This is a genomic window from Ruegeria sp. AF8 (assembly GCF_056541825.1).
On sequence record NZ_JBQFYW010000006.1, the window covers coordinates 1 to 19600 of the forward strand.

Annotated in this window: 19 protein-coding genes; 4 read left to right on the forward strand and 15 right to left on the reverse strand. The window is 61.2% G+C overall.

Features of this window, described 5'->3' with window-relative positions; all coding sequences use genetic code 11:
* Positions 1-718: 718 nt before the first annotated feature.
* Both mprF and ACR0AO_RS11860 read left to right on the forward strand, forming a co-directional pair.
* Entirely contained in the window at positions 719-3328 is a 2610-nt protein-coding gene (gene mprF, locus ACR0AO_RS11855; protein WP_480603680.1) for a bifunctional lysylphosphatidylglycerol flippase/synthetase MprF, read from the forward strand.
* 10 nt (positions 3329-3338) lie between these two features.
* On the forward strand, positions 3339-3662 hold the full coding sequence (locus ACR0AO_RS11860) for a YidH family protein (RefSeq protein WP_480603682.1): 324 nt from the start codon (positions 3339-3341) through the stop codon (positions 3660-3662).
* 5 nt (positions 3663-3667) lie between these two features.
* Here the strand turns inward: ACR0AO_RS11860 and ACR0AO_RS11865 are convergent, their stop codons facing one another.
* The 8 genes from ACR0AO_RS11865 to ACR0AO_RS11900 are packed head-to-tail and all read right to left on the reverse strand — an operon-like array spanning position 3668 to position 10115.
* A complete protein-coding gene (locus ACR0AO_RS11865; protein WP_480603685.1) occupies positions 3668-3778 on the reverse strand; it encodes a DUF2474 family protein in 111 nt (36 codons plus the stop codon).
* Entirely contained in the window at positions 3778-4785 is a 1008-nt protein-coding gene (cydB, locus tag ACR0AO_RS11870) for a cytochrome d ubiquinol oxidase subunit II (protein ID WP_480603688.1), read from the reverse strand. The genes ACR0AO_RS11865 and cydB overlap by 1 nt, the downstream gene beginning before the upstream one ends.
* Before the next feature lies 1 nt (position 4786).
* Positions 4787-6175, reverse strand: coding sequence for a cytochrome ubiquinol oxidase subunit I (locus ACR0AO_RS11875; protein ID WP_480603691.1), 1389 nt, complete (start codon positions 6173-6175; stop codon positions 4787-4789).
* 53 nt (positions 6176-6228) lie between these two features.
* Positions 6229-7785, reverse strand: coding sequence for an efflux transporter outer membrane subunit (locus tag ACR0AO_RS11880; RefSeq protein ID WP_480603694.1), 1557 nt, complete (start codon positions 7783-7785; stop codon positions 6229-6231).
* Between the two features lie 26 nt (positions 7786-7811).
* Positions 7812-8957: an HlyD family secretion protein gene (locus ACR0AO_RS11885; RefSeq protein WP_480603697.1), complete on the reverse strand. Its 1146-nt coding sequence runs from the start codon at positions 8955-8957 to the stop codon at positions 7812-7814.
* A 21-nt stretch (positions 8958-8978) separates the two neighbouring features.
* Positions 8979-9338 (reverse strand): DUF3302 domain-containing protein, encoded by a 360-nt coding sequence (locus tag ACR0AO_RS11890; RefSeq protein ID WP_480603700.1) that lies wholly within the window; start codon positions 9336-9338, stop codon positions 8979-8981.
* 27 nt (positions 9339-9365) lie between these two features.
* Positions 9366-9950 carry a disulfide bond formation protein B gene (locus ACR0AO_RS11895; RefSeq protein ID WP_480603703.1) on the reverse strand — a complete coding sequence of 195 codons (585 nt, stop codon included), beginning with the start codon at positions 9948-9950 and terminating at the stop codon, positions 9366-9368.
* A gap of 9 nt (positions 9951-9959) precedes the next feature.
* The gene (locus ACR0AO_RS11900) at positions 9960-10115 is read right to left on the reverse strand and encodes a DUF5993 family protein (RefSeq protein WP_480603706.1); all 156 of its coding nucleotides are present in this window, start codon (positions 10113-10115) and stop codon (positions 9960-9962) included.
* 207 nt (positions 10116-10322) lie between these two features.
* Between ACR0AO_RS11900 and ACR0AO_RS11905 the strand changes: the two genes are divergently transcribed.
* Entirely contained in the window at positions 10323-11336 is a 1014-nt protein-coding gene (locus ACR0AO_RS11905; protein ID WP_480603709.1) for an NAD-dependent epimerase/dehydratase family protein, read from the forward strand.
* A gap of 62 nt (positions 11337-11398) precedes the next feature.
* On the opposite strand, the gene ACR0AO_RS11910 is transcribed toward ACR0AO_RS11905, so the two are convergent.
* The 7 genes from ACR0AO_RS11910 to ACR0AO_RS11940 form a co-directional block, all read right to left on the reverse strand.
* The gene (locus ACR0AO_RS11910; protein ID WP_480603713.1) at positions 11399-12088 is read right to left on the reverse strand and encodes a Crp/Fnr family transcriptional regulator; all 690 of its coding nucleotides are present in this window, start codon (positions 12086-12088) and stop codon (positions 11399-11401) included.
* 200 nt (positions 12089-12288) lie between these two features.
* Positions 12289-13512: an NADH:ubiquinone reductase (Na(+)-transporting) subunit F gene (gene nqrF, locus ACR0AO_RS11915; protein ID WP_480603716.1), complete on the reverse strand. Its 1224-nt coding sequence runs from the start codon at positions 13510-13512 to the stop codon at positions 12289-12291.
* Positions 13513-13522: 10 nt separating this feature from the next.
* A complete protein-coding gene (gene nqrE / locus ACR0AO_RS11920) occupies positions 13523-14131 on the reverse strand; it encodes an NADH:ubiquinone reductase (Na(+)-transporting) subunit E (protein ID WP_480603719.1) in 609 nt (202 codons plus the stop codon).
* Positions 14131-14784: an NADH:ubiquinone reductase (Na(+)-transporting) subunit D gene (locus ACR0AO_RS11925; RefSeq protein WP_480603722.1), complete on the reverse strand. Its 654-nt coding sequence runs from the start codon at positions 14782-14784 to the stop codon at positions 14131-14133. Before ACR0AO_RS11925 ends, nqrE begins: the two co-directional genes overlap by 1 nt.
* The gene (locus ACR0AO_RS11930; protein WP_480603724.1) at positions 14784-15590 is read right to left on the reverse strand and encodes a Na(+)-translocating NADH-quinone reductase subunit C; all 807 of its coding nucleotides are present in this window, start codon (positions 15588-15590) and stop codon (positions 14784-14786) included. Before ACR0AO_RS11930 ends, ACR0AO_RS11925 begins: the two co-directional genes overlap by 1 nt.
* Complete coding sequence (locus tag ACR0AO_RS11935) at positions 15583-16791, reverse strand: NADH:ubiquinone reductase (Na(+)-transporting) subunit B (RefSeq protein ID WP_480603727.1); 1209 nt, start codon at positions 16789-16791, stop codon at positions 15583-15585. The genes ACR0AO_RS11930 and ACR0AO_RS11935 overlap by 8 nt, the downstream gene beginning before the upstream one ends.
* 5 nt (positions 16792-16796) lie before the next feature.
* Entirely contained in the window at positions 16797-18140 is a 1344-nt protein-coding gene (locus tag ACR0AO_RS11940) for a Na(+)-translocating NADH-quinone reductase subunit A (protein WP_480603729.1), read from the reverse strand.
* Positions 18141-18449: 309 nt separating this feature from the next.
* On the opposite strand from ACR0AO_RS11940, the gene ACR0AO_RS11945 reads away from it, so the two are divergent.
* The gene (locus ACR0AO_RS11945) at positions 18450-19565 is read left to right on the forward strand and encodes a THUMP domain-containing class I SAM-dependent RNA methyltransferase (protein ID WP_480603731.1); all 1116 of its coding nucleotides are present in this window, start codon (positions 18450-18452) and stop codon (positions 19563-19565) included.
* The last annotated feature ends 35 nt before the right edge of the window (positions 19566-19600 follow it).

The following is a 19600-nucleotide window of genomic DNA, read 5'->3' on the forward strand; positions in this document are numbered from 1 at the left end:
CCAGTCTATCCTGAGCGTCCCCGCCGTCTCTCCAGCGTGTCCGGCCGTCTCTCCGACCCGTCAGCACCGCCTCAGCAGCGCCGGTGAAGGGCTATTTACGGACTACGAACGGAACGCGCAAGGGGAAAATCGAAAAAAGTTAGAAAAAAGTCATTTTCATATTTAACTGACTATTTTCAATATCTTAATGAGATACCCAAAGTGGCCGCATTCACTTGCGCCACACAGGACGAGCGCGCATCGCGACTCGCAAGACCCAGCCGGATAGCTGACACACCACATCTTGAGGATACCGCGCGCGAGGACACAAGAAGACTCGCCTCTGATCCTGATCTTGAGTCGCCCATCCCTGTAGATTCAGGTCCGATTCCATCATCGCAATCCCGAATGCCATGGAGCTTCGCCCGTGATCGTACCGTTTTCCGCCCTCCCTTCGGTGCCGGAACCGAACATCTTCGATGTGTTTGCCAACGGTCCGGAGCCTCCGGCGATTTTCCAGGCAGCCACCCTCCAGGCAGGGTGTCACAGTGCCGGAGTCGGAATCGAGAATTCATGACCCGCGCGTTGGGACATCCGGCTGAACGCCCCCCGGTACCCGCAACCGGCGCACCCTAGGCAGGTTGCCTCAACTGTGCAAGGATAGCCTTGGATGCCAAAGGCTTGCAGGCCATCCGCCGCGTGCGGGCCATCCCTGCAGCGCAGACACCGGGAGCGATTCTTGAGCAAAACCGAGCAAACGCAGGACGCGCCGCCGATTGATCTGTCCGGTCGGGTTTCCCGCGTGCTGGCGCATCCGCTGATCAAGCTGGTGATGCCGCTGGTGATCGTGGCCATCGCCTTTTTCGTGCTGCGGGATCTGTCGGCGCATGTCAAATGGGCCGATGTCAGGGCCGATATTTCCGACAGCAAGCCGAGCACTTTGGCGCTGGCGCTGGTCTGGACGGCGATCAGTTTCCTGTCGATCTCCTGCTATGATATCCTGGCCGTGCGCAGTGTCGCGGATGGGCAGGTTCCGGCCCGCGTGGCCGGGATCGCCGGGGCCAGTGGCTACGCGATTTCGAACTTTCTGGGCTTTTCCTATATCACCGGCACCGCCGTCAGATACCGTATCTATGCCTCGCTCGGGCTGGATCTGAGCCGCGTGGCCGGTGTGATCGCCACCTCGTGGGTGGCGTTCTGGATGGGTCTGTGCCTGGTTCTTGGGGTATTGCTGACCCTGCATCCCAGCGGCCTGTCCACCGTCCTGCCCCTGACGGATGCGATTGAAACCGGAATCGGCATCGGCTTTCTGGTGGCGCTGGCGCTGCTTTTTGGCTGGCTGACCGGCGGCGCGCGCCGGTTCGACTTTCTGGGTTTCGGTTTCGATCTGCCCGGCTTTCGGTTGGCCACGCTGCTGACGCTGGCGGCCATCGGCGATATCATGGGCGCGGCGCTGACGCTCTGGGTGCTGATGCCCGCCGATCTGGTCTCCAGCTTTCCCTATTTCTTCACCATCTTCATTGCCGCCATCGCCCTGGGCATCCTCAGCCACGCACCGGGCGGCATCGGCGTGTTCGAGGCCACCCTGATCGCCGGGCTGGGCGCGTCGGGCCGGTCGGACATGATCGCCGCTTTGCTGCTCTATCGGCTGGTCTATACTTTCGTGCCGTTCTTCGTGGCCTGCACAACGATCGCCATAACCAGCGCCATTGCCCGGCGCGAGGCGGTCAGGGGCGCGGCCACCTGGGCCTATCGCATGACCCGCCCGGTCGTGCCCATGGCGGCGGCGGCAGTGGCAATGCTGGCCGGGGTCATCCTGCTGATTTCGGGCGCCCTACCCGCCGACACCAGCCGCCTAGGCGTATTGCGGGAATTCCTGCCGCTGTCCTTTGTCGAGGCCTCACATCTTCTGGGCAGCGTTGTCGGCCTGCTGCTCATCCTCATATCGCGCGGGCTTTACCGCAAGCTCTACCGGGCATGGCTGGTGGCGATGCTGCTGATGGCGCTTGGCTTCGTGTTGTCGCTGAACAAGGGGCTGGACGTCGAAGAAGCCGTCAGCATGGTGCTCAGCATCGTCCTGCTGGGCCTGTTCCGCGGCGCGTTCTACCGGGTATCCGGGGCATCGATCTTTCGCCTGAACATCCCTTGGTTCATCGGCATCTTCGCTTTGCTGGCGGCGATCTTCTGGATCGGCCTATTCGCCTATTCGCATGTCGCCTATCAGAACGCGCTGTGGTGGGACTTCGCGTGGCATGGCGATGCCTCCCGCTTTCTGCGTTCCAGCCTTTTGGTCGCGATCATCCTCGCCGCCTTCGCCTTCAACTCCTTTCTCAGCAAGCCGGTTCAGGCCAGCCCGCCCGCCGAAATCCCCGAGGTGGTGCGGAAACTGGCGCTGGAAAGCCCCGATACAGAGGCGCAGATCTCGCTGTCCGGTGACAAGCTGTTCCTGATCTCGCCCGACAAGACGGCCTTTCTGGCCTATGCTGATACCGGTGCCTCGCTGATCTCCAAGAGCGAACCCGTGGGCGAAGAAGAGGCCGGGCGGCAACTCATCTGGCAGCTGCGCGAAATGGCAGACCGTGAGGGCAAGAAATGTGCCTTTTACAGCGTTTCACCCCGCTATCTGCCGACCTTCCTCGATCTCGGCCTGTCAATCCTGAAAATCGGCGAGGTGGCGCGGGTCGATCTGACCGGGTTCACGCTGGACGGCTCTTCCAAGAAACGTTTCCGGCAGGCGCGCAACCGGGCCGAGCGCGAAGGCTATGTCTTCGAGGTTGTGCCGAGGGCAGAGGTTCCCGCGATCCTGTCCGAACTGCATGGCATTTCTGACCGGTGGCTGACCAACAAGCAGGGGCAGGAAAAAGGCTTTGCTCTGGGCGCATTCACCAATGCCTACATGTCCAATTTCGACCATGCGATCCTGCGCAATGGCGAGGACGGCAGGATCGTGGCTTTCGCCAATCTGTTTCAGGGCGGACACAAATCCGAGTTGTCGCTTGACCTGATGCGCTATGAGCCCGACGCGCCAAGCTTTGTCATGGATGCCCTTTTTGCCGAAATGATGCTGTGGGGGTCGCAGCAGGGCTTCCACTGGTTCTCGCTCGGGGCGGCGCCTTTCTCGGGCATCGAGAACCGGCAGCTCGCCTCGCTGTGGAACCGCATCGGCGGGCTGGTCTATGAGCATGGCGAGAGTTTTTATCATTTCGAAGGACTCAGAACCTTCAAACAGAAATTCGACCCGGAATGGACGCCGAACTATCTTGCCAGCCCCGGCGGGCTGGCCGCGGCGCAGGTGCTCTACGAGGTCAATATCCTGATTTCCGGCGGGCTGCGCGGATTGGCCAAATAGGGGACGGGTAATGATCGACAACTACCGTGAAATTGCCGCGAATGAACGCACGTTTCTGGCCTGGGTGCGAACCGTGATCAGCATCGTCGGTTTTGGTCTGGTCGCGGCCCGGCTGGGCATCGGAGGCGGCGCGCCCTTCTGGTCCGAAGTCGCCATGCTCTGCGCCGGCGGGCTGGTTTTGGCGCTGGCCTATTGGCGCATGCGGAATATCAAAAAGAACATCACCTCAAAAAAGCAGATCGAAGACGATACATTGGTGGCCGATGCGCTGCTGTTGCTGCTCATCGCCTCACTCTTTGCTTTGCTGGGGGCGTTTGTTCTGCATGTGACCTGAAACCATCATCCGATCGCCCAGCGGATCAGCCACGCAACCACACCCAACGCCGCGACGCCCCCTGCCCAATACAGCGCGAACCAGCCCAGCCGGATGAATGCACGCCGTCGCGCCATCAGTCATAACTCTTGGACGGGTCGACCTTGCCGCGGAAGATCCAATAGGAAAATCCGGTATAGGCCAGAATGACCGGAACCAGGATCAGCGCCCCGATCAGCGCAAATCTCAGACTTTTGTCCGGCGCTGCCGCCTCGGCGATACTCAGCGAGGGCGGCACCAGGTCGGGATAGAAACTGACGCCAATCCCGACATAGCAGATCACGAACAAAAGCTGCGCCGACAGGAACGGCCTCAGATCCCGGCCTCTGGCCAGACCGTGCAACAGCCGCCAGACAACGGCCAGAACCAGAAACGGCATCGCGCAGGAATAGATGACGGCGGGCCAGTTCAGCCAGCGGGCCAGATATTGAGGCTCCAGCGAAGCGGTGCGCCACACGACCACCACGATGAACGCCAGAACCGCAAAGGTCAGCCGCCGCGCCAGACGGCGCATCCGATCCTGAAGGTCGCCTTCCAGCTTTAGGTTCAGCCAGGTCGATCCCAGCAGCGCATATCCGGTCACCAGCCCCAGCCCGCTCAGGACCGAAAACGGCGTCAGCCAGTCGAACGTTCCCCCGGCGAACTTGCGGTCGGCCACCGCGATGCCCTGCACCAGCCCGCCCAGAACCACCCCCTGCAGGAACCCCGCCTGCAACGACCCCCACCAGAACGCCAGGTCCCAGAACCAGCGCCAGTTCCGTGTACGCCAGCGGAACTCGAACGCCACACCGCGCAGCACCAGTCCCAGAAGCATTCCGACAATGGGGATATACAAGGCGGGCATGACGACGGAATAGGCCAGCGGAAACACCGCAAACAGCCCGCCACCGCCCAGCACGATCCAGGTTTCGTTGCCGTCCCAGACCGGCACAACCGAGTCCATCATCAGCGCCCGCTCGCGCGACGATCCGGCCGCCGGGAACAATATGCCGACCCCAAGGTCGAACCCGTCCAGAACAACATAGGCCAGAACCCCGAACGCGATCAGCGCGGCCCAGATGGTCGAAAGCTCGATCCACGCCATCTCAGAATCCCCCATCCAGCGGGTGGCGGCTGGCGGCGTTCACAGGCTTGCCCCGGTGTTCCGGTATGCCCACATCGGGGGCCGCCGCCATGAGGCGCAGGATATAGGTGACACCGGCCACGAAAACCAAGCCATAGACGATAATGAACCCTGTCAGGCTGGACGCCACCGCCGACGCCGCGACCGGAGAGACCGAGTCGCTCGTGCGCAAAACGCCATAGACCGTATAGGGCTGCCGCCCGACCTCGGTGGTGACCCAGCCCGCCAGGATCGCAACAAATCCGGCCGGTCCGGCGGCGACCGCGGCGCGCAGCAGCCACGGAGAGCCATAAAGAACGCCGCGCCACCGTGCCCACGCGCCCCAAAGGCCAAGCAGCAGGATCGCGACACCCAACCCAACCATGAGGCGAAAGCTGAAAAAGATGATGCCGACCGGCGGCTGATCCGCGACCTGAACCGTATCCAGCCCGTCCAGAGGTGCGTTCAGATCGTGTTTCAGGATCAGGCTCGACAGCTTCGGGATCGAAACAGCATAATCGATGCGCTGGTTTTCCTGATCGGGAATGCCGAACAGAACCAGCGGCGCGCCGTCCGGATAGCTTTCGAAATGCCCCTCGATCGCCATGATCTTGACCGGCTGGTGTTCCAGCGTGTTGCGCCCCTGCGCGTCCCCGACAAACAACTGCAGCGGCGCCAGTATGATCACCGCCCGCATCGCCATCGCGAAACTGCGCCGGGCCGCCGGATCGGCCCGGTCGCGCAGCAGCACCCAGGCCGACGCCCCGCCCACGACCAGCGAAGTGGTCAGAAAGGCAGCGATCACCATATGGCTCAGCCGGAAATGGAAGGACGGGTTGAAAATGACCTCGCCCCAATCGGTCGGCACGAACTGTCCGGCCTCATTGGTGGTGAAACCGGCGGGCGTCTGCATCCAGGAATTCACCGACAGAATCCACGTCGCCGACAGCAGGGTGCCAAAGGCCACCATGGCGGTCGCGAACATGTGCAGCCCGTTGCCGACGCGGTCCCGCCCGAACAGCATCACACCCAGAAACCCCGCCTCCAGAAAAAAGGCCGTCAGCACCTCATAAGCCATGAGCGGCCCGATCACTGGCCCGGCCTTGTCCGCGAAAACGGCCCAGTTGGTGCCGAACTGAAACGACATCACCACGCCCGACACCACACCCATGCCGAAGGCGACGGCGAAAATCCTGCGCCAGTGATCGAACAGGGTGCGATAGACCTGCTCGCCCGTGATCAGCCAAAGCGCGTTCATGACCGCCAGAAAACTCGCCAATCCGATCGAGAGCGCCGGAAAGATGATGTGGAACGACACGGTAAACGCAAACTGCATCCGCGCCAGCGTTTCGGCAGTCAGATCAGCGAACATCAATGCCTCACTTTCCCGGTCGGAACGCTAGTGGGAAATCGGTTCCGCCTGCCTCATTCAAAACTCACCCCCGTCGGCGACTTTTCCAACAGGTCGCCCCAGTCGGTGCGATAGGCCATCTCGGCAAGAACCGTGTCAGGCAGGAATTCGCGGCCCTGACGGATCTGCCAGCCGCCGCCCAGCCCCTTGTAGATGGCGACCAGATTTTCAGACACCGAGGCCCGCGCATCGATCAGATCGGCCTCGGACCGCAACAGCGCCGTCTGCGCGTTCAGCACCCGCGAATAATCCGCGATCCCGTCGCCATATTGCGAAACGGCGATCTCGGCGGCGCGCTTCGCCGCCGCCACGCTGTTCTGATAGAACCCGACCTGCTTGCGCGCCTCGGAATAGGCGACCATGGCGTTTTCGACCTCGGAATAGGCGACCAGAACCGTGTTCTGGTAGTTCGCCACCAGCGCCTGAAACGCCGCATCCTGCGCCCGCACGTTGTTCTTGATCCGGCCATAATTGAGCACGTTCCACACCACCCCGGCGCTTGCCAGACTGGTGCCGCTGGAGGAACTGAACAGATCATTGCCGGACGAGGCCTGCAAACCGATCGTCCCGGTCAGGATGAACTGCGGATAAAGATCTGCCATCGCGATACCGACCTGCGCCGATTGCGCGGCCGCCTCCAGCTCGGCGGCTCGAATATCGGGACGGCGGCGCAGCAACTCGGCGGGCACCCCGACCGAAACATTGGCCCGCGCCGACGGGATGCGGCCGGAATTGCCCAACAGGCCGGTCATCCGAGACGGTGGTGCGCCCAGCAGCACCGCCAATGCATTCTTGGCCTGCTGCAGATCGCTTTCAAGCCCCGGCACCAACGCCTTGGTGTTGTTGAGCAGCGCCGTGGCCTCCTGCACATCCAGTTCCGTGGTGACCCCGTTGTTGAACCGCAACTGCGCCAGATCGGTGGACTGCTGCTGCAACCCGACATTCCTGCGGGCCACCGCCAGCGCCTCCTGCAGCGCGCGGATATTGACATAGATCGCCGCCACATCGCCGGTCAGTGTCACCAGCGCGTCATCGTAATTGGCCACCTGCGCCGCCAGATTGGCCTTAGCCGCCTGCGTACCGCGGCGCTGCGCGCCCCAGACGTCCAGTTCCCACTGGGCGTCGAAACCCACTTCCGAGGTGGCGAATTCGGTGTCCAGCGGAATGACGCGGCGAATATCGCGCACCGGGCCGATATTGTCGCTGATCTCGCGCCGCGTGGCCGAGGCGCCGATTACCTGCGATTGCGGATAAAGCTCGCCGAACGCGATGCCCAGCTGCGCCCGCGCCTGCAACACCCGCGCGCCGGCAATCTGCAATGTCAGGTTCTGGGCATAGGCTTCGGCCACCAGCCGGTTCAGCGTCGGATCGTTGAACGTTTCCCACCATTTCACCACCGGCGCGCTGCGCGCGGTCAGGCCGCTTTGCTGGCTGGCACCGGGGCTGTTGGCCTCGATCCACTGTTTCATGACGGGCGAGTTGGGGCGCACGAAATCCGGCCCGACCGGAGTGCAGGCCGCCGCCGCCATCAGGCCCAAGACTGCCAATTTGCCCCGAGCCCGTCTCACCATCCCAGATCCATCCGCATCAGTTCCCATCAGATATCCAGTGGCCGGATAAAGTTGGCGAAGCTGTACAAACGTATGTTGATCCGCCGCAGAAATTCAAAGCTTTTCCCCTGCCCCGTATAGATCGCCACCGCCGCATGACCGCCCGCCGGAAACTCGTGCCCCTCTGGCAGGTCCACCGTGACCTGCACCGCGATCCGGCCCGGAAGCTTGGGCAACACGAACTCGGGCAACCGTCCTGACGGCAGGTACTGCCCCTGCGCGGTGGCCCACCATACTGCCTCGACCTTGCCGGACAAAATCTCGCCGGGATAAAGGTCAAGCGCGACCTCGACCTCCTGCCCCGGTTCCACGAATTTCAGGTTCTGCTGCCGGTACGTGGCAAGAATGTAGGGATTGTCGGTGGTCACGAAGCTGGCGATCGCGCCCAGACGAATATCGCCGACCACCAGACCAGGGCGGGCCTGTTGCGACACGATCATGCCATCCTCGGGCGCATAGATCGTGGTGTTCTGCAGGAAATACTCGGCCTCGGCCAGTTGCGCGCGGGCCTGCGCCACCCCCGTGTTCACCCCGTCAATATTGGATTCCAGCGCCAGCTCGGCCTTTTTCTGATTGGCCTCGGCCTGACGCACTTGTGCCTCGTCCTCGGTCACCTGCTCGACCCAGCGCTCCAGCTCATCCTGGCGCGCACCGCCCGCCGGGACCAGAGTCTCATACCGCTTGCGTTGGTTGACCGCATAGCCAAGCTGCGCCGTGGCGCGCTCGACCGCCTCGGTCGCGGCTTTCACATCCTGCTCCAGGATCTTGACGTTCTGTTCGGCGGCGGCCAGCTGCGCCTGGGACGAATTCACCGCCAGTTCAAAGATCGTCTTGTCGAACCGATACAGCGGGTCGCCCTTTTTGACCGGCTGGTTGGGCGTCACCAGCACCTCGCTCAGGATCGTCGGCTGCGTCAGTTTGGGCACGATCTGGATCGTCGAGCGCACCACATGCGCATCCACCGAGAAGGGCTGGAAAAACCGCAGCGCCACCAGAAAGATCAACAGCAGATGCGCCCCCACCCAGAAGGATACGACGCCCCAATAGATGTTGAATTTCAGCAACTTCGCCTTGAAGAAGATGAACCAGACGAAAATGATGTAGAAAAGAGTGATGCCGACGGCGACGAACATATGGTGTTAACTCTCTTTCGGTCAGGTCCTCGAGCCTTCGTCGTCCGGCAGGTTCCGGTATTCCGGCCTCACCTCACCGCCCAGCCTCTCGATCTCTTTCCGGATCGCCTCGCGCTCCTGATCGGGGGTGCGGCGAATATCGACGGTGACGCCTTCGTGGAAGGCCCAGATGAACGCATGCACCCACGGGATGACCGCCAGAAACCCCATCCAGCCCATGATCTTGACCGCTTCGGCATGCGGATGATTGCGGCTGATGGCAATGCGCCCGGGCAGCCCCATAAGAAACAGGAACACCCCCATAACAGCCAGCAACAGCAGGATCAGCGCCGCAAAGGTCAGATAGTCATAGTATTCCAGCGGTTGCCCCAACAGTCCCATCGTGTCCTCCTCGTTGCGCCATTGGCCTCACGACCCGCTTTCCGACGCACCCTCCAGCAGTTTGTAGTCGGTGGGCGGATCGGCACAAACCGTCGGCCCGCATTCCAAAAGGGTCGAACCCGCATTCAGAACCGCCAGAGCCAGCATCAGAAAGAACGCGTATTTCGCCAGCTTGCTGCCGCCAAAGCGTTTCTCGGATTCGGGATCGGCAGGCCGCTGATACTGTCCTTCCGACAACAGCATCACCGATGTGCCCAGGATGACAAGGAAAAAGGCGATCCCCGCCCAGGTGTAAAAATGCAGCCCCAAAACCGGCGATCCGTAATGCCCGGTGCCGGGCACGATATGCAACAGGATCTGCCGGATCGACACACTGACACCATAGACCGCCGCGATCAGCACCAACGCATAGTGGTGCGGGCGCGGGCCGTAAAGCAGGTTCAAACCCAGCCCGAATCCAACGGCGACAAACCCGACCCTCTGCAACAGGCATAACGGGCAAGGCAGCTCGTAAAGCCACAGCTGAAAGACATGTGCCAGCGCCAGCACCAGGCAGACGGCCAGCATTCCAAGGGCGTTCAGATGGCGCGACGTTTCAAAACTCAGGGTCATACCGGCACCTTACAACTGGATCGTGAGAACCGAGGTCGCATGGTACTTCAGCCAGTAAATACTGAGCAGAACCGTGACCGCGAACAAGGAATAAGCAACGCGGCGCTGCGCGAAGAATGCAAGGATCATGCAAATAACCAAAAGCGCGAAAAGAAGCGCAATCATCGCGCCGACCTCCTGTTTCGGGCGAAAAAAACAGTAACCAGTCCCGCCATAGTGGCAGCATGGCCCTGATGTGGCAAGCCTTCTGACCTTGAGCGTGCGCGGGCTGGTATGCGCCGAAGGGTCCGGGATCAAAAATAAATTCGCCGGCACATTGACCCCACCGCCGGATTTGGCCCACTAGGTGCTCCCAACGGCACGAGGGAAAAGATGAAAAAAATACTGGTCACCGGCACTGCGGGATTTATCGGCTTTCATCTCAGCAGGCTTCTTCTGGCCGAAGGTTTCCGCGTGCATGGCTATGACGGGATGACCGATTATTACGACGTCACCCTGAAACGCCGCCGCCATCAGATGCTGATGCAGACGCCGGGCTTTACCGTGACCGAGGATTTGCTGGAAAACCACGACCGGCTGATGCAGGTGGCCGACGCGTTCCAGCCCGATGTCATCATCCACCTCGCCGCGCAGGCCGGTGTGCGCTACAGCCTCGAAAATCCGCGCAGCTATGTCGAATCGAATGTGGTGGGCACCTTCAACGTGATGGAGGTGGCGCGCACTCATCAGGTCGAACACTTGCTGATGGCCTCAACCTCGTCCATCTACGGCGCCAACGAAGACATGCCGTTTACCGAACTGGACAAGGCCGATAATCAACTCACCATCTATGCCGCGACCAAGAAGGCAAACGAGGCGATGGGCCATTCCTATGCCCATCTGTGGAACCTGCCCACCACCATGTTCCGCTTCTTCACCGTCTACGGCACCTGGGGACGCCCCGATCTGGCCTATTTCAAGTTCACCGACGCGATTCTGAACAACCGCCCCATCGACGTCTACAATCACGGCGACATGTACCGGGATTTCACCTACGTGGATGATCTGGCGCGGGGAATCCGTCTGTTGATCGACGCGGTTCCGATCCGCCCGGAGAGTGCCGCGGATATTGAAGAAGGCGACAGCCTGTCGCCCGTGGCCCCGTTCCGGATCGTCAATATCGGCAATTCCGACAAGGTACGCCTGCTGGATTTCATCGAAGCCATCGAGGATGCGCTCGGCAAAAAGGCCGTGCGAAACTACATGCCGATGCAAAAGGGCGATGTGCCCGCGACCTGGGCCGATACCGGCCTGCTGCAGCGTCTGACAGGGTATCGCCCGGAAACAGACATCCGCACAGGGCTGGCTGAGTTCGTCGGCTGGTATCGGGAATATTACGGCAAGTGACGGGCTGGCACTGGCTCGGAACTGCCGTCCGAGATTTCATATGGCGCAGGTATGGCTTGCACTCAACCTGCAGATATCATGCGGCATTCCAACCCTTCGGCGAATGATCTGAGCATTTCAATGTTCTTGATCGTAACCTGACGCTTTTCCACCCCAACCCCCAACGGCTTCAATCGCCCGAAAGCCCGGGAAAGGCTTTCAGGTTTCATCCCGAGCTTTCCGGCAAGAAGGGTCTTCTCGAAGGGCAGAACCAGCTCGTCACGCCCGTCCGCCTTTCTTGCTAATCCCACAAGATACTCGGACAGCCGCTCGGCGCCGGTTTTGACTTTCAATTTCTCAATATCGTCCATTAGCGCCTCGATTTGCTCCGAAGCGGCCGCCAGAACGACTTTCATGAGTTCCTGTTGCGCACCCTCGCACGAACCGAAGCGCGAGGGATCAACGTGCAAAATCGTGCAGTCGCTGACGGCCTGCGCCGAGGCCGGGCTTCTCTTGCCCTGAAGTGATGCCAACTCGTCAAAGCTCTGCCCATCCTTCAGTGTCGCAAGGATCGCCTCGCCCCCGTTTTGTGAAACCCGGTAAAGTTTGATCCATCCGCTCTGGACGATTTTCAGCGTGCGCGCGGTTTCACCTTGAAGGCATATTGTTGAACCACGATCGAATTTTTGAATCCGCGCCTTGGAAAGTAGACACTTCTGAACCTCGTCAGGCAGCTGCTGGAAAAGAGAGCCCTTCAGTATGTGACAGATCATAAGTTGATATCCCTCTGTTCGCGCACAGAGACCTAGTTGGAAATATCTGCGTCGGTATTGAGGCAGATCAAAGTGATACCAATCTTAATGCTCGGTGAATCATGCCCCTGCGCGGGCACGCCGGGGCCCAAGCCCCTGTACCCACCCCAGGTTTCCAGTTCCCAAAAGAAAACCGGCGCTCAACAGCGCCGGTTTCTTCGTTACCCGCCGAAATCGTCGAGCATGATGTCTTCGCGGTCCACACCCAGATCCAGCAGCATGTTGATGACCGACTGGTTCATGATTGGCGGACCGCACATGTAATATTCGCAATCCTCGGGCGCGGGGTGATTCTTGAGGTATTCCTCGAACAGCACGTTATGGATAAAGCCTGTATAGCCTTTCCAGTCATCCTCGGGCTGGGCGTCCGACAGGGCGACATGCCATTCGAAATTGCCGAACTCTTTGGCCAACGTGTCGAAGTCCTCGACAAAGAACATCTCTTTTTTTGACCGTGCGCCGTACCAGAAGCTGATCTTGCGATTGCGGTTCTCAAGCCGCTTGAGCTGGTCGAAGATGTGGCTGCGCATCGGTGCCATACCGGCACCCCCACCGATGAAGACCATCTCTTTTTCCGTCTCGCGGGCGAAGAATTCGCCGAACGGGCCTGAGATCGTGACCTTGTCACCCGGCTTCAGGTTGAAGATGTAGGATGACATCTGACCCGGCGGGATGCCTTCGGATCCCGGAGGCGGCGAGGCGACCCGGACGTTCAGCATGATCATGCCCTTCTCGTCGGGATAGTTGGCCATCGAATAGGCGCGTTCGATCGGTTCCTTCACCACGGACTTGTATTGCCACAGATTGAAGCGGTCCCAGTCCTCGCGATACTCCTCCTGCACGTCGAAATCGGTGTAAGACAGCTGGTGCGCGGGCGCTTCGATCTGGATATAGCCGCCGGCGCGGAAATTCACATCCTCGCCTTCCGGCAGGTCCAGCGTCAGCGCCTTGATGAAAGTCGCCACGTTGTCGTTCGAACGAACGGTGCATTCCCATTTCTTGACGCCAAAGACCTCTTCGGGAACTTCGATATCCATATCCTGTTTGACCGCGACCTGACAGGACAGGCGATCACCGCAGGCGGCCTCGCGCTTGGTGATGTGGCTTTCCTCGGTCGGCAGGATCGACCCGCCGCCGGAATGCACCTTAACCCGGCATTGCGCGCAGGTGCCGCCGCCGCCACAAGCTGAGGGCACGAACAGCTTCTCTGCCGCCAGCGTTTGCAAAAGCTTGCCGCCCGCAGGAACCGAGATGGTTTTCTCGCCATTGATGGTGATGTTGACGTTGCCGGTCGACACCAGTTTCGAACGCGCGGCCATGATGATGGCCACCAGCGCCAGAACGATCAGGGTGAAAAGAACGACGCCCAGGCTGAAAGTTTCCATGCCCGCCCCCTTACAGCTTGACGCCCGAGAAGGACATGAAGGCCATCGCCATCAGCCCCGCGGTGATGAAGGTGATGCCAAGGCCCTGCAAACCGTCGGGAATGTCCGAATATTTCAGCTTTTCGCGCACGCCCGCCATGGCTGTGATCGCCAGCGCCCAGCCGAAACCCGAGGACAGGCCATACGTTGTGGCTTCGGCAAAGTTATAGTCGCGCTCAACCATGAACAGCGACCCGCCCAGAATGGCGCAGTTCACCGTGATCAGCGGCAGGAAAATCCCCAGCGCGTTGTAAAGCGGCGGGAAGTACTTATCGAGAACCATCTCCAGGATTTGCACCATCGCCGCGATCACGCCGATATAAGAAATCAGGCCAAGGAAGGTCAGGTCCACATCCGGGAACCCGGCCCAGGCCAGCGCGCCCGGTTTCAGCAGATAGGACAGCAACAGGTTGTTGGTCGGCACGGTGATCGCCTGCACGACCATCACCGAGATGCCCAGACCCAGCGCAGTCGAGATCTTTTTCGACACCGCGATGAAGGTACACATGCCAAGGAAAAAGCTGAGCGCCAGGTTTTCGACGAAGATGGCCTTGACGGCCAGCGAGATAAGCCCTTCCATCAGTGCGCCTCCACCGACTGGATCTTGTATTCACGTTCTTCGACCTGGTTCGGCTTCCATGTGCGGAAGGCCCAGATCAGAAGACCGATGACGAAAAACGCCGACGGAGGCAACAGCAGCAAGCCATTCGGCACATACCAGCCGCCATTGTTCACTGTTTGCAGGATGGTCACGCCAAACAGGCTGCCCGATCCGAACAACTCGCGGACGATGCCCACCAGCATCAGGATCAGGCCATAGCCCATACCGTTGCCCAGACCGTCGATGAAGGACGCCACCGGCGGGTTCTTCATTGCAAACGCCTCGGCCCGGCCCATCACGATACAGTTGGTGATGATCAGGCCCACGAACACCGACAGGGTCTTCGAAATCTGGAACGCATAGGCCTTGAGGATCTGATCAACCAGGATCACCAGCGAGGCGATGATCACCATCTGAACGATGATCCGGATCGAACCCGGGATCTGGTTGCGCAGGATCGAAATGAACATCGACGCGAACGCGGTCACAAAGGTCACCGCCAGCGCCATCACGAAGGCCACCTGCAGGGATGAGGTCACTGCCAGTGCCGAACAGATGCCCAGCACCTGCAGGGTGATCGGGTTGTTGTCGACCAGCGGATCGACCAACAGCTCTTTCTTGGTCTGTGACATCAGATCTCTCCTGCTTGCAGTTTGGCCAGGAAGGGGCCGTAACCCGCATCGCCCATCCAGAATTTCACCAGATTGTCGACACCGACCGTGGTCAGCGTCGCCCCCGCCAGCGCATCGACATAAAATTCGGGTCCGGCGGCTGGCTGGGACTTGGCGACAGTGATCTGCAGATCGCCCGCGTCATCGCGCAGTTTCTTGCCGTTCCACAGCGCCTTCCAGCGCGGGTTGTCCACCTCGGCCCCAAGACCAGGGGTTTCGCCATGCTGGTAGAATTGCAGGCCAAAGATATCGTTACCGTTATCTTCCAGCGCGATAAAGCCGTAAAGCGTCGACCACAGCCCATAGCCGTGCAGCGGCAGGATCACCTTGTCCAACGCCCCCGCATCGTCGCGCAGCAGATAGATCACCCGGTACTTCGCCTTGCGGCCAATGCCTGCGGGATCGTCGTCAAGCGCGACGCTCAGGTCCGGATCGCCGGCAGCCGCAAGATCGTCAAAGCTGTTCGGATCGAACTGATCATCCGCGAAATCACCGGTGGCCAGGTCCAGCACATGCGGCTCGAACGCGGCGAAAGCCTCGCCGATATTGATGCCGGGTTCATAAACGCCCGCGACCTGCAGGATGTTGACCTGCTTGTCCTTCAGCTTGTTGGCCTCCTGCACCGGGCGCAGGCTGACCGCCGCCGCCGACACGATCATCGAGGCCACAAGGCAGACCGCCACCGCGACAAAGATCGTCTTGCCGACCGAATCCGGCGAGGCCGCCAGAAAGCGCGCGATCGGGCCCTTGTTCTGCGTATCAGACATGGCGGCGCGCCCTCCGTTTGATATTGGCCTGCACGACGAAATAGTCGATCAGCGGCGCAAAGACGTTGCCGAACAGAATGGCCAGCATCATGCCTTCGGGGAAGGCGGGGTTGAGCACACGGATCAACACGACCATGACACCGATCAGCGCGCCATAGATGTAGCGGCCCAGATTGGTGTGGCTGGCCGAAACCGGTTCGGTCACCATGAAGGCGAGGCCAAAGGCGTAGCCGCCCAGCACCACATGCCAGTACCACGGCATCGCGAACATCGGGTTGGTGTCCGACCCGATCAGGTTCAGCAGCCAGGTAAAGGCGATTGTGCCCGCCAGACAACCCACGATCAGGCGGTAGTTGGCGATCTTGGTGACCAGCAGGAAGGCCAGACCGATGATGCAGGCCAAGGTCGAGGTTTCGCCGATGCTGCCCTGAATGGTGCCGTAGAACGCGCTGAGCCAGGTAATGCCGTCCGCCGCCAGCGCCTGATAGCCATCGGCTGCCGACACCGCCAGCGCGGTCGCGCCCGAAAAGCCGTCAACAGGGGTCCAGACCGCATCGCCCGACATCTGCGCCGGATAGGCGAAATACAGGAACGCCCGCCCCACCAGAGCGGGGTTGAGGAAGTTCTTGCCGGTGCCGCCGAACACCTCCTTGCCGATCACCACCCCGAAAATGATCCCCAGTGCCACCTGCCACAGCGGCGTGGTCGCGGGCATGATCAGGGCATAAAGCATGGATGTAACAAGGAAGCCTTCGTTCACCTCGTGCCCGCGAACGGTGGCGAAGATGACCTCGAAAATACCACCCGCCACCAGTGTGACGATGTAGATCGGCAGGAAATACAGCAGCCCGTGCATCACATTGGCAAATATGCTGGCCGGGTCCAGCGAGATGCCGAACATCTGCAACAGCGCGATCCGCCAGCCTGTAGCCGACTCCGGCCCCAAAGCGGCAATCGCCGAATTGGCCTGATAGCCGGTGTTCCACATCCCCCACAGGATACAGGGGATGGTGGCGATCACGACATAGGTCATGATCCGCTTCATATCCACATAGGACCGCGCGTGCGGGGCAACCGAGGTGACGGTTTTTGGCGTATAGATGAAACTCTCGACCATCTCGTAGACGGGAAAGAGTTTTTCATACCGGCCACCCTTGGTGAAATGTGGCTCGATCCGGTCAAAGAAGCTGCGCAAACCCATCCGGCTCAGCCCTCCTTTTCAATCTTGGTCAGGCAGTCGCGCAGCGCCAGCCCGTATTCATATTTCGCCGGACAGGCAAAGCCGACAAGGCCCAGATCCTCTTCGTCCAGTTCCAGCGCCCCCAGCGCCTGCGCGGTGTCGGTATCCATCACCAGCAGCGCCCGCAACAGTTGCGTCGGAAGGTAGTCCTGCGGCATCAGCTCTTCGAACGTGCCGGTGGGCACCATCGCCCGGCGGCCGCCATTGAGGTTGCTGGTGAATGCGTAAAGCTTTTTGGCAAAGGCCGAGCCCAGCACCGGCTGCACCGCGTATTTCGACGGCATCGGACGGATCCAACCCATCGGGATCTGGTCGCGGTCCTCGCGGATCATGGCAACCTGGCGTGCGAACCGGCCCAGATAGGCAAAGGCCCCCTCGGCATGCCGCCCCGACAGGATCGAGCCCGAGATCACCCGTACCGGCCCGTCCATGCCGATCTCGTGCCGGGTCAGATCCTCGGTCGAGGCCCCCATCACCGTGCGGATCAGACGTGGCTGCCGTGCGGCGGGGCCGGACAGGGCCACCACGATGTTCGGGTCCAGATGCCCGGTCAGCATCAGGCGCCCGATGGCGATCACGTCCTGATAGCCGATGGTCCAGACCTGCGAATCGGTCCTGAGCGGTTGCAGAAAATGGATATGCGTCCCGGCCAGCCCCGACGGGTGCGGACCGCTGAACCCGGCCATTTCGACACCTGGCACATCCGCCCCGGCGATCTGATCTCCCGCCTTGTGACAGACATAGGTCTTGCCCTCGGTCAGCTTCGACACCGCGCCCAGACCGGCGACAAACGCTTCCTGAGCCTCGCCGGTGATCAGGGTGGCGTCGCCGGCCAGCGGCTCGCTGTCCATGGCGGTGACGAATATCGCCTCTGGCGCGCTGCCCGGCTGCGGCATCTTGGAATAGGGCCGGGTGCGGAACGCCGTCCACAGACCGGCAGCGCACAATCTGGCGGTGATGCCCTGGGCACTGTCTCCATCGCCCACGCCCGAGAAATCGGCACCCGCGTCATTGGCGTCGCCGATCTCGATCACGACGCTTTGCAACACCCGCCGCGCGCCCCGGTTGATGGCGACGACCTTGCCGCTCATCGGAGCGACCATCATCGCATCGGCTGCGTCTTTGTGACAGAACAGCGGCGTTCCCCGCCGCACCTCATCTCCCACCTCGACCAGCATGCGCGGCTTCAGCCCGATGAAATCGGCCCCCACTACGGCAACCGTCGCAACCTCGGGTCCCGGATGAATTTTCTGTTCGGGCGCGCCTTCGACCGGCAGGTTCAGCCCCTTTTTCAGTTTGAAAGTTTGCATGTCGCTACGTTCTTCCAAGCCTTTGTCCCACGCCAGTGTGTCCTTACTGGTCGAATTCAGCAACGCGGATACCCGGATATGCAGGTCCAAAGCCTGGCAAATCCGCCATAAATGGGCGGAAATCCGCAGATCTCGCGTTGGTTTGAGGGTCCGTTTACGCGGGCATGGCTGCAAACGCAAACCTGTTACCGCTCATAAAAACGAGCAATTGCCGTTTTTTTCCCGAAATTGTCCGCAACCGGGCGCATTCGTCGCGCCCCTGCGCAAATCCTCCTCGCATGACGGCCTCCCCCGGTATAAGGAGCGGGCATGACGACACCCGACGACATGGAAATCTTTCTGGTGGCCACCCCCGGCCTCGAACAGCCGCTCTGCGCCGAGGCCACCGAGAAAGGCTTTGCCAGCCCCTGCGCGGTGCCCGGCGGCGTGACCTGCCGGGGTGACTGGCCCGAGGTCTGGCGTGCCAATCTGCAATTGCGGGGTGCAAACAAGGTTCTGACGCGCATCGGCACCTTTCCCGCCGTTCATCTGGCGCAGCTCGACAAACGGGCCCGCAAATTTCCCTGGGCCGATTTTCTGCGCCCCGATGTACCCGTCCGGGTCGAGGCGACCAGCCGCAAATCCCGCATCTACCATGCCGGTGCCGCGCGTCAGCGGGTGGAAACCGCAATCACCGAATCCCTGGGAGCCCCGGTCGCGCCGGACGCTCCCCTGCGCATCCTGCTGCGCATCGAAAAGGATCTCTGCACCTTCTCTCTGGATACTTCCGGCGAGCCGCTGCACAAGCGGGGCCACAAAGAGGCCGTGGCCAAAGCCCCCATGCGCGAAACCATGGCCGCGATGTTCCTGCGCGACTGCGGCTTCGACGGCACCGAACCGGTGCTCGATCCGATGTGCGGCTCGGGCACCTTCGTCACCGAAGCGGCGGAAATCGCGCTGGGCCTCGATCCCGGACGCTCCCGCAGCTTCGCCTTCGAACATCTGGCTTCGTTCCGGCCTGACGCCTGGGCGCAGATGCGCGCGTCGGGGCAGGTGAAATCCACCGACCTGCTGTTTTATGGATCCGACCGCAACGCAGGCGCGATCGAGGCCAGCCGCGCCAATGCCGCCCGCGCCGGGGTCGCGGACATCACCCAATTCCACACCCGTGCCGTCAGCGACCTGAAACCGCCCGCAGGCCCGCCCGGTCTGGTGATCGTCAACCCGCCCTATGGCGCGCGGATCGGCGACGAAAAACGCCTGCGCTCGCTTTATGGCGCGCTCGGGAAGGTGTTGGTGGAACGGTTCTCCGGCTGGCGAGCGGGCATCGTGACCAGCAATCAGGGACTGGCGCGGGCCACCCGCCTGCCCTTGCTGGCACCCGGGCCGGTCGTCGATCATGGCGGCACCAAGATCCGGCTTTACCGCACCGATCCGCTGGCCTGACAGACCTCCGCAAACGCGCCGCGCCCCGCACCTTT

Coding starts and splice junctions, on each gene's coding strand:
- ACR0AO_RS11860 (WP_480603682.1), top strand. CDS start 3,339: ATGATCGACAACTACCGTGAAATTGCCGCGAATGAACGCACGTTTCTG.
- ACR0AO_RS11865 (WP_480603685.1), bottom strand. CDS start 3,778: ATGGCGCGACGGCGTGCATTCATCCGGCTGGGCTGGTTCGCGCTGTAT.
- cydB (WP_480603688.1), bottom strand. CDS start 4,785: ATGGCGTGGATCGAGCTTTCGACCATCTGGGCCGCGCTGATCGCGTTC.
- ACR0AO_RS11875 (WP_480603691.1), bottom strand. CDS start 6,175: ATGTTCGCTGATCTGACTGCCGAAACGCTGGCGCGGATGCAGTTTGCG.
- ACR0AO_RS11880 (WP_480603694.1), bottom strand. CDS start 7,785: ATGGTGAGACGGGCTCGGGGCAAATTGGCAGTCTTGGGCCTGATGGCG.
- ACR0AO_RS11885 (WP_480603697.1), bottom strand. CDS start 8,957: ATGTTCGTCGCCGTCGGCATCACTCTTTTCTACATCATTTTCGTCTGG.
- ACR0AO_RS11890 (WP_480603700.1), bottom strand. CDS start 9,338: ATGGGACTGTTGGGGCAACCGCTGGAATACTATGACTATCTGACCTTT.
- ACR0AO_RS11895 (WP_480603703.1), bottom strand. CDS start 9,950: ATGACCCTGAGTTTTGAAACGTCGCGCCATCTGAACGCCCTTGGAATG.
- ACR0AO_RS11900 (WP_480603706.1), bottom strand. CDS start 10,115: ATGATTGCGCTTCTTTTCGCGCTTTTGGTTATTTGCATGATCCTTGCA.
- ACR0AO_RS11905 (WP_480603709.1), top strand. CDS start 10,323: ATGAAAAAAATACTGGTCACCGGCACTGCGGGATTTATCGGCTTTCAT.
- ACR0AO_RS11910 (WP_480603713.1), bottom strand. CDS start 12,088: ATGATCTGTCACATACTGAAGGGCTCTCTTTTCCAGCAGCTGCCTGAC.
- nqrF (WP_480603716.1), bottom strand. CDS start 13,512: ATGGAAACTTTCAGCCTGGGCGTCGTTCTTTTCACCCTGATCGTTCTG.
- nqrE (WP_480603719.1), bottom strand. CDS start 14,131: ATGGAAGGGCTTATCTCGCTGGCCGTCAAGGCCATCTTCGTCGAAAAC.
- ACR0AO_RS11925 (WP_480603722.1), bottom strand. CDS start 14,784: ATGTCACAGACCAAGAAAGAGCTGTTGGTCGATCCGCTGGTCGACAAC.
- ACR0AO_RS11930 (WP_480603724.1), bottom strand. CDS start 15,590: ATGTCTGATACGCAGAACAAGGGCCCGATCGCGCGCTTTCTGGCGGCC.
- ACR0AO_RS11935 (WP_480603727.1), bottom strand. CDS start 16,791: ATGGGTTTGCGCAGCTTCTTTGACCGGATCGAGCCACATTTCACCAAG.
- ACR0AO_RS11940 (WP_480603729.1), bottom strand. CDS start 18,140: ATGCAAACTTTCAAACTGAAAAAGGGGCTGAACCTGCCGGTCGAAGGC.
- ACR0AO_RS11945 (WP_480603731.1), top strand. CDS start 18,450: ATGACGACACCCGACGACATGGAAATCTTTCTGGTGGCCACCCCCGGC.